Below are 1,260 nucleotides of genomic sequence, written 5' to 3'. Positions count from 1 at the left end.
TTCCACAGCGGCAGGTCGTCGGGGTGCAGCCAGATGGTGGCGCCGGTGCGGTCGGCGAGTGCGGGTGCGGCGTCGATGTGGTCGTTGTGCGCGTGGGTGCACACGATCGCGGTCAGTCGGCGGTCGTCGACGGCGCGGGCGACGGCCTCGGCGTCGTGCGCGGCGTCGATGACGATCACCTCCCGTTCGTCGCCGACGATCCACACGTTGTTCTCCACGTCCCAGGTGCCGCCGTCGAGGGTGAACTGCCCACGGGTGACGAGGCGTTCGATCCGCACGGTCATCAGAACACCACCACCGAGCGCAGTACGTCCCCGTGGTGCATCCGCTCGAAGGCCTTCTCCACCTCGTCCAGCCGGATCGTCTCGGTGACGAACGCGTCGAGCGGCAGCCGGCCCTGGAGGTGCAGGTCGATCAGCATGGGGAAGTCACGGGAGGGCAGGCAGTCGCCGTACCAGGACGACTTCAGGGCGCCACCGCGGCCGAAGACGTCCAGCAGGGGCAGTTCGAGCTTCATCTCGGGGGTGGGCACGCCGACGAGGACCACGGTGCCGGCGAGATCGCGGGCGTAGAAGGCCTGCCGGTACGTCTCCGGCCGGCCGACGGCCTCGACGACCACGTCGGCGCCGAAGCCGCCGGTCAGCTCGCGCACCGCCTCGACCGCGTCGGCGTCCCTGGAGTTGACGGTGTGGGTCGCGCCCAGCTTCCTGGCGGTGTCCAGCTTGCGGTCGTCGATGTCCACCGCGATGACCTTCGCCGCACCGGCCAGGCTCGATCCGACGACCGCCGCGGCCCCGACACCGCCGCAGCCGATGACGGCGACGGAGTCGCCCCGGCCGACGTTCCCGGTGTTGATGGCGGCGCCGATCCCGGCCATCACCCCGCAGCCCAGCAGCCCCGCGACGGCCGGGGAGGCCGCCGGGTCGACCTTGGTGCACTGACCCGCCGCCACGAGGGTCTTCTCCGCGAAGGCGCCGATGCCCAGCGCGGGCGACAGCCCGGTGCCGTCGGCCAGGGTCATCTTCTGCTCGGCGTTGTGCGTGTCGAAGCAGTACCAGGGCCGCCCGCGCAGACACGCCCGGCACTGACCGCACACCGCACGCCAGTTGAGGATCACGAAGTCACCGGGCGCCACGTCGGTAACCCCCTCCCCGACCGCCTCCACGACGCCCGCGGCCTCATGGCCCAGCAGGAACGGGAAGTCGTCCGAGATACCGCCCTCGCGATAGTGCAGATCGGTATGACAGACACCGCAGGCCT

At 71.1% G+C, this 1,260-nt stretch carries 2 protein-coding genes; both read right to left on the bottom strand.

The features are described from left to right. On the bottom strand, positions 1-284 hold a 284-nt coding region (locus AC5WRT_RS38835), incomplete at its 3' end, for an MBL fold metallo-hydrolase (RefSeq protein ID WP_496098929.1). After that, on the bottom strand, positions 284-1,260 hold a 977-nt coding region (locus tag AC5WRT_RS38830), incomplete at its 5' end, for an S-(hydroxymethyl)mycothiol dehydrogenase (protein ID WP_496101092.1). The genes AC5WRT_RS38835 and AC5WRT_RS38830, both read right to left, overlap by 1 nt.

It is taken from the genome of Streptomyces sp. NTD91 (assembly GCF_059510455.1).
This window is presented reverse-complemented; position numbering and strand designations above follow the sequence as displayed.